This is a genomic window from Abyssisolibacter fermentans, from assembly GCF_001559865.1.
In the GTDB taxonomy this organism is placed as follows: domain Bacteria; phylum Bacillota; class Clostridia; order Tissierellales; family MCWD3; genus Abyssisolibacter; species Abyssisolibacter fermentans.
In genome coordinates this window covers 23,064-30,239 of the sequence record NZ_LOHE01000040.1, presented here as the reverse complement: position 1 = coordinate 30,239, position 7,176 = coordinate 23,064, and the positions used below count along the sequence as shown (strand labels likewise).

The following is a 7,176-nucleotide window of genomic DNA, read 5'->3' as shown; positions in this document are numbered from 1 at the left end:
ATTCATTAATAAGTATCTTTCTGAATAGAATATGTCCATTAAATGGCAGGCATTCCAACTCAGTATGCCTTCGAATGTTAACTTAGATGTACCTCAGACTACGTCTGAATAAGCGATTCACACTAAATTAAAATTTAGGTTCTCTGCTCATAATTCAGAAACTTACAGCATATTATTCAAAGTTATATGAATAATCAGGGATAATAATATGTGTTAGAAATATACTTGCAAAGTATTTATTATTTTGTGAGTATTTTTTTGTAAAAAAGCAAAAAATAAATAAAAATAGTAGGAGAACAATTATGATTTATAAACCTAAGAGAATATTTATAGAAGAAAAAGCATTAAATTATGAAATGGGTAAAAGACTATATGATTTTTTTAGTAAAGAAAAAACTGATGTGAAGATTTTAAAAAATAACAAAGTTACTGGTATACCAGGTAAAACACCAGCTGAAAGCTTTGTAGAAGGGAAAAATAGTATAGCTATAAGAGTAAGAAAAAAAGGTGAATTTCAAACCTGTAAACCTTCAGCGCATTATCAGTTACCTTTGTTTTCAGGGTGTGCTGGTAAATGTGAATATTGTTATCTCAATACACGATTTGGAAATAAGCCTTATAATACGATATATGCAAATGTAGATGAGATATTAGAAACAGCGAAAGGATACATAAAAGAACGTGGTAATGAAGTAACACTATTTGAAGCAGCAGCTACTTCAGATCCAATACCGTTAGATTATTATTCAAAATCATTAAAAAAAGCAATTGAGTTTTTTGCAAACGAAGAGCATGGGAGACTAAGATTCGTAACAAAATTTCCTCAAATTGAGGATTATTTAGAAATAGACCATAAAGGACATACAACAATTAGATTTAGTTTAAATACACAAGATGTAATTAAAAAATATGAACACGCAACATCATCAGCAGAAGAAAGAATAAAGGCTTCAAAAAAAATAATAACAGCAGGATACCACATGGGTTTTATAATAGGTCCAGTAATTTTATATGAAAATTGGAAAGAAGCTTATTTAAAGTTATTAAAAGATACAAAAGAAGAGTTAGGCAAGTTTAGTGACAACACAATACATTTTGAAGTAATATCCCACAGATTCACAGCATCAGCAAAAAAGCAAATATTAAAAGTTTTTCCTACTACCTCTTTGCCAATGGATGAAGAAGACAGGAAATTCAAGTATGGTCAATTCGGATATGGGAAATATGTTTATCCAAAAGAACAATTAAATGAGATGAAAGAATTTTTTCAGGAGAATATATTATCGCTATTTTCTGGAGCTGAGATTGATTATATTATATAAAAAGAAAGTTCTACTTTTGAAATAGAGTTCGAAAAAATTGTAAATAGCTAGGGTAAACCGATGAGGGTAGTGTAACTCAATATTTTTGAGTTGAAGCCATACTTTTTAATAACAGCTTACAAAGCTTGACCCTTAAGAAAATACCAAAAAATATATAGAAGCGGGTAAGAGATTTTTCGTGCATGACATTGAAGGGCGTTTTTAACCTTATAAATATAAAAAAATAACGCCCTTCTCCGAGTTAGAAAAATCGCTTATATCGCTGAATCAAAGAAGTAAAGAGCTGCTATATGACCTACAAAGCTTGACTATATCATATTTTCAAGAATTACAACAAATAGTTTATAGATCCTGTATTAAAACTAGATAATGAAAGTGTTTTTTTATATTTATCTACCTTTTTATTTTTAAAAGCAATCATTATGTTATAATTACAATGAATAAATATAGTGTTATGGAGGAGCATAATGATAAATATTGATATTCCATCATATAAAAAATTAGATATTGAATACATAATATTTGATTATAACGGTACTTTAGGTTTTGACGGCATTGTAGAAGAACATACCAAAAGCTTGCTTAACAAGCTAAGTGAAAAGGTGAAACTATATGTACTAACAGCGGATACTAACGGTAATGCCAGAAAAAATTTAGAGGGATGCAATGTAGAATTAAAGATAATATCTAAAGAAAATGGTGCTCAAGATAAGCTTAAGACAATAAAGGAATTAGGCACATCTAAATGCATAGCAATAGGAAATGGCTATAATGACAGATTAATGTTAAAACACGCAGAGCTAAGTATCTGTATATCATCAAATGAAGGATGTAACGTTCAGGCTATGTCTAATAGCGATATTGTAATTAATGATATTAATAGATGTATTGAGTTATTTATACATACTAATAGGTTAATAGCAACATTAAGAGGGTAAAAGAGATAAAAAAGAACTATCTCAGACTTATGTTATTCGTCTGAGATAGTTATCTGTTACTGTCTTATAAGTAAGTTATATAAATTAGTAAAACTCATACTCAGTTCTCTAATATGAAACTCACTACTCACTTCATTACTAGGAGTAAGTGATTCAGAAGAAATCTCAGATTTCTGTTCTCTACTCAGGAGTAAGCGACTCACATAAAATCATAGATTTGGGTTCTAATTAATGTAACTCACTACTCACTACGTTCCTAGGAGTAAGTGTAAGTTGTACCTCCTATTCATTATATTCATAGGAGTAAGCGACTCACATAAAATCATAGATTTTAGTTCCCTGCTCAAAATCGTAGATTTGGGTTCTAATTAATGAAACTCACTACTCACTACGTTCCTAGGAGTAAGTGATTCACACCAAATCGTAGATTTGGGTTCTCTACTTAAATGCAGGGACTACTCCACCATTATAGTTTTCTTCAATATACTTTTTAACCTTATCAGATTGTAAGTGTTTCCTAAGCTTTACAAATTTCTCTTTGTTTTCTTCACCTTTTCTAATAGCAACTATATTAACATAAGGTGACTCCTTATCTTCTAATACTAAAGCATCTTTAGTAGGGATGAGATTTGATGCTAGAGCAAAATTACCGTTAATTACAGCAATATCTACATCAGGCAAAATTCTTGGTATTTGAGCAGCTTCTAAAGGTTTGAATTTAAGTTCATATGGATTTTCGATTACATCAAATTCAGTTGCAGTTAAACCTGCATCTTCCTTTAATTTGATTAATCCATTATTCTCAAGTAATATAAAAGCTCTACCTTGATTTACAGTGTCATTTGGTAATGCAATAGTACTGCCTTTTTCTAAATTGTCAATAGACTTGATTTTCTTTGAATAAATACCTAGTGGCTCAATGTGTACTCCACAAAGGTAAGTTATATCAAGCTCATGTTCTTTAGCAAAATCATTTAAATAAGGAATGTGCTGAAAGAAGTTAGCGTCTATTTCACTATCTGCTAAAGCTAGGTTTGGTTTGATGTAATCATTGAATTCTATTATTTCAAGCTCTATTCCATCAGCCTTTAAATCATCTTTTATTAAATTAAGAAGCTCACTATGTGGTACAGGACTAGCACCTATTTTTATAACATTTTCGTCAGTTTCTTTCTTACTGCAACCTGTAAAAACTACAGATGCAACAAGTATTAATGATAATATAGAAATAATTATTTTTTTCATTTTTAAATCCTCCTATCTTCTATTTGATATTATGTTTTCAATTTTATTGCCTATTGCTTGAATACCTTGAACTAGAATAATTATAAGTACAACAGATTCAACCATTATGTCAGTTTGAAACCTTTGATATCCATATCTTAGTGCTAAATCTCCAAGACCACCTCCTCCAATAGCACCAGCCATAGCAGAATAGCCTATTATGCTAATAATAGTTAAAGTTATACCTAAAACTAAAGATGGCATAGCCTCTGGTATTAAAACTTTAAATATTATTTGCTTAACAGTACAACCCATAGCAAGTGAAGCTTCTATAATTCCTTTATCAATTTCTTTTAATGATGTTTCAACTATTCTGGCAACAAAAGGGGCTGCTGAAATAGCCAAAGGAACAATACTTGCAGTAGTACCTATAGTCGTTCCTACGACAATCCTCGATAGTGGAAATACCAAGATCATCAATATAATAAAAGGAAAAGACCTGCAAATGTTAATAATAAAACTTAATATAGAATTTAATAATGGTTGTTCCCAAATACCATCCTTTTCACTTATTACTAGAAGTATACCTAAAGGAAAACCTAATAAAAGTGCGAAAAGACTTGAAAATAAGACCATATAAATTGTTTCCCATAAAGATGGCAGTACAAGATTAATAAAATTATCCATTCCAAATCACATCCAATCTGATATCTTTACTTTTTAACCAAGCAAGAGCTTTTTCAACTTCATCATCATTACCTGAAATTTGAATTAATAAAGTCCCTAAACTAGTAGATAATAATTCATGTATATTTCCGGATAGTATATTTAGGCTTATATCAAAAGACCTAATCATTTTGCATATAATAGGTTGTTTTGATGTTTTACCAACAAAATTGAGTTTTATAACCTTAGAACCGGGAATCTTAGGAATATCAATATCATCAATTTCTGTCTTTTTAATATGTGACAAAAAAGCTTTTGCAGTTTCAGTTTTTGGGTTACTAAAAACTTGTTTTACTGTGTCCAGCTCGATAATTTTCCCTGCTTCAATGATTGCAACTCTATCACAAACATCCTTAATGACTTCCATTTGATGAGTTATCAAAACTACAGTAAGACCAAGTTTATTTTGTATGTTTTTTAATAATTTAAGTATTGATTTAGTTGTCTTAGGGTCCAGAGCTGAGGTAGCTTCATCACATAGTAGAATATCAGGCTTATTTGCTAAAGCTCTAGCAATAGCAACTCTTTGTTTTTGTCCACCGCTTAGCTCACTAGGATAACTATTTGCTTTATCTCCTAATTCAACGAGTTTTAATAGTTCAGTAACACGATTATTAATCTCAGCTTTATTGTGTCCTGCTATTTCAAGAGGGAAAGCAATGTTCTTCGAAACTGTTCTTGATTTAAGCAGATTAAAATGTTGAAATATCATACCTATTTTTTTTCTTATTTTGTTAAGTTCTTTTTTGTTTAACTTTGTTATATCTCTGTCTTTAATAATTACACTACCTTGTGTAGGTTCTTCAAGTCTATTTAACATTCTAATTAGAGTTGATTTACCCGCACCACTAAGACCAATAATTCCAAATATTTCATTTTCATTTATCTCTAAATTAATGTTATCAACAGCAACAGTAGAATTAGAGCTGTTAGAAAATTCTTTGGTCAAATTTTCTATACTTATCATTTATTTCAACCCCTTTAATAATTTAATACGTTACATTGTTGAACTCATATTGTTACGAAAAAGTTCTGTTTTCTATGAAAACAACTTAAATTAATTTTTATACAATTTATTTCATAAGTATATGAAACTAAAAAAACCTCTTTCATAATGAAAGAGGTTAATATACAAAACTTTACCTCCCTCATCTCTCGATATTATTCGCAGGATTTAGCACCAAATACATAATGTATAGGTTGCTGGGTTTCACAGGGCCAGTCCCTCCACCACTCTTAATAAGGAAATTTTTGTTTATATTCAATTGTTATGCTGTTAATTATAGACTTATAAAATTTAAATGTCAAGATATTTTTTTGAAATATAGAAATATAATACAAAATTTATTTTTTCTTTACTTTTTCTTATTTCTTTCTTTAGATTTATTATGTATACTATATTTAACCCTGATTATTTATATAACTTTGAATAATGTGCTGTAAAATTAAGCAGAGAACCTAAATTTTAATTTAGAGTGAATCGCTTACTCAGAGGAAGAATGAGTCTGAGTATCATATTAAAATGTTTTTAAAAAACAAATAAACAATATTATTAGTTATGCTTCTAAAGCAATCACATTTTTCAGTGAATTTGAAGGCATACCGAGTTGGTATGTCGAGAATTTAATGGACATCTTATAACAATGGAAGCAATTACGTAGTAATTGCAACACACCATTTTAACGAGGCGCAATATTGCACACTGACTGTTAAATATAATCGATACCCGCCACCTATAGAGGTAGGGAACATCTTGCACCTTGTTATAATCAGAAAGATGTTATTAATGAATCTCCTATTCAGTTTCTTCATAGGAATAAGCGATTCACACCAAATCTAGATTTGGGTTCACTGCTCATAATTTTCTATGAATAATCTGGGTTTAGACAAAATTTGAAAGGAAGATTACAATGAGAAGAAATACGCGTAAGAAAAAGATGAGAATGCGAAGGAGAAGAATAGGTTTATTTTTTTTGCTTATTGTTTGTATAATAAGTATTTATAAATTAGATTATTTTGAGAATAATAAGACAAGTGCTGTAGAAGATATAAGCAGTGAAAAAAATAATGTTAAAGTTGAAGATGCTATTAATAGTGAAAAGAAAATAAATTTATTATTTGAACATTTAAATAGTTTTGATATATTTCCTAATCCTGATATAGATATTACAGCTAAAAGTGCATTGCTGATGAATATAGATACTAAACAAATATTGTTCCATAAAGCGCATGAAGAAAAAATGTTTCCTGCAAGTACTACAAAAGTATTAACAGTAATAACAGCACTAGATTATTTACCATTAGATAAAGTAGTTACCGTAGGAGATGAAGCAAATAGGATAGGATTTAATTCAAGTAGAGCTGGACTTGATTATAGTGAAAAGATAAGTATAGAAAAATTATTATATGCACTAATGCTTCCTTCAGGTAATGATGCAGCACAAGTTTTAGCAGTAAATGCAGCAAGAGCAGCATATAATGACAACTCAATGGATATAGATTTGGCGATAGAGAAATTTCTAGAGCTTATGAACAAAAAGGCTGAAAAGCTTGGAGCTGAAAATTCACATTTTGTAACCGTAGATGGCTATCATGACGATAATCACTACACAACAGCAAAAGACCTTGCAATGATTACATTAGAAGCTATGAAAAACGAATTTTTATGTAATGTTGTTAAAACAGATAAACTTGTAATAAAAGATTGGAAACAATTTAATAAACGTGATGCTAAATTTAGAGACTGGATTAATACAAATATGTTGATTCAAGAAGATAGTAAGTGGTACATGAAAGAAGCTACAGGCTTTAAAACTGGACATACAGATGAATCGGGTTATTGTTTAATAGCAACTGCGAAAGAAGGAGACAAAAATGTACTAGCTGTAATACTAGGAAGCACAGAAGATGATGTATTTTCAGATGCACAAAAATTATTAAAATATGGATTGTTTAATTAAACCCAG

The 7,176-nt window shown here is 29.7% G+C and carries 6 protein-coding genes and 1 riboswitch; of the genes, 3 read left to right on the top strand and 3 right to left on the bottom strand.

Annotated features, from left to right (window positions below; genetic code table 11):
- The first annotated feature begins 302 nt into the window (after positions 1–302).
- Positions 303–1,322 (top strand): spore photoproduct lyase, encoded by a 1,020-nt coding sequence (splB, locus tag AYC61_RS06435; RefSeq protein ID WP_066498389.1) that lies wholly within the window; start codon positions 303–305, stop codon positions 1,320–1,322.
- A 467-nt stretch (positions 1,323–1,789) separates the two neighbouring features.
- Entirely contained in the window at positions 1,790–2,260 is a 471-nt protein-coding gene (locus tag AYC61_RS06430) for an HAD family hydrolase (protein ID WP_066498386.1), read from the top strand.
- 438 nt (positions 2,261–2,698) lie between these two features.
- Here AYC61_RS06430 and AYC61_RS06425 read toward each other — a convergent pair whose 3' ends face one another.
- Genes AYC61_RS06425 through AYC61_RS06415 form a run of 3 tightly spaced genes read right to left on the bottom strand, consistent with a single transcriptional unit; the run spans position 2,699 to position 5,177 of the window.
- On the bottom strand, positions 2,699–3,505 hold the full coding sequence (locus AYC61_RS06425) for a MetQ/NlpA family ABC transporter substrate-binding protein (RefSeq protein WP_066498375.1): 807 nt from the start codon (positions 3,503–3,505) through the stop codon (positions 2,699–2,701).
- Between the two features lie 12 nt (positions 3,506–3,517).
- A complete protein-coding gene (locus AYC61_RS06420; protein ID WP_066498369.1) occupies positions 3,518–4,171 on the bottom strand; it encodes a methionine ABC transporter permease in 654 nt (217 codons plus the stop codon).
- On the bottom strand, positions 4,164–5,177 hold the full coding sequence (locus tag AYC61_RS06415; RefSeq protein ID WP_066498368.1) for a methionine ABC transporter ATP-binding protein: 1,014 nt from the start codon (positions 5,175–5,177) through the stop codon (positions 4,164–4,166). Before AYC61_RS06415 ends, AYC61_RS06420 begins: the two co-directional genes overlap by 8 nt.
- Before the next feature lie 178 nt (positions 5,178–5,355).
- Positions 5,356–5,456, bottom strand: a riboswitch (SAM riboswitch).
- A 664-nt stretch (positions 5,457–6,120) separates the two neighbouring features.
- On the opposite strand from AYC61_RS06415, the gene AYC61_RS06410 reads away from it, so the two are divergent.
- Positions 6,121–7,170, top strand: coding sequence for a D-alanyl-D-alanine carboxypeptidase family protein (locus tag AYC61_RS06410; RefSeq protein ID WP_066498367.1), 1,050 nt, complete (start codon positions 6,121–6,123; stop codon positions 7,168–7,170).
- The last annotated feature ends 6 nt before the right edge of the window (positions 7,171–7,176 follow it).

What these genes read in the sequence shown, in the direction of transcription:
- AYC61_RS06415 (WP_066498368.1), bottom strand. Translation starts at nt 5,177, where the DNA reads ATGATAAGTATAGAAAATTTGACCAAAGAATTTTCTAACAGCTCTAAT.
- AYC61_RS06420 (WP_066498369.1), bottom strand. Translation starts at nt 4,171, where the DNA reads ATGGATAATTTTATTAATCTTGTACTGCCATCTTTATGGGAAACAATT.
- splB (WP_066498389.1), top strand. Translation starts at nt 303, where the DNA reads ATGATTTATAAACCTAAGAGAATATTTATAGAAGAAAAAGCATTAAAT.
- AYC61_RS06425 (WP_066498375.1), bottom strand. Translation starts at nt 3,505, where the DNA reads ATGAAAAAAATAATTATTTCTATATTATCATTAATACTTGTTGCATCT.
- AYC61_RS06410 (WP_066498367.1), top strand. Translation starts at nt 6,121, where the DNA reads ATGAGAAGAAATACGCGTAAGAAAAAGATGAGAATGCGAAGGAGAAGA.
- AYC61_RS06430 (WP_066498386.1), top strand. Translation starts at nt 1,790, where the DNA reads ATGATAAATATTGATATTCCATCATATAAAAAATTAGATATTGAATAC.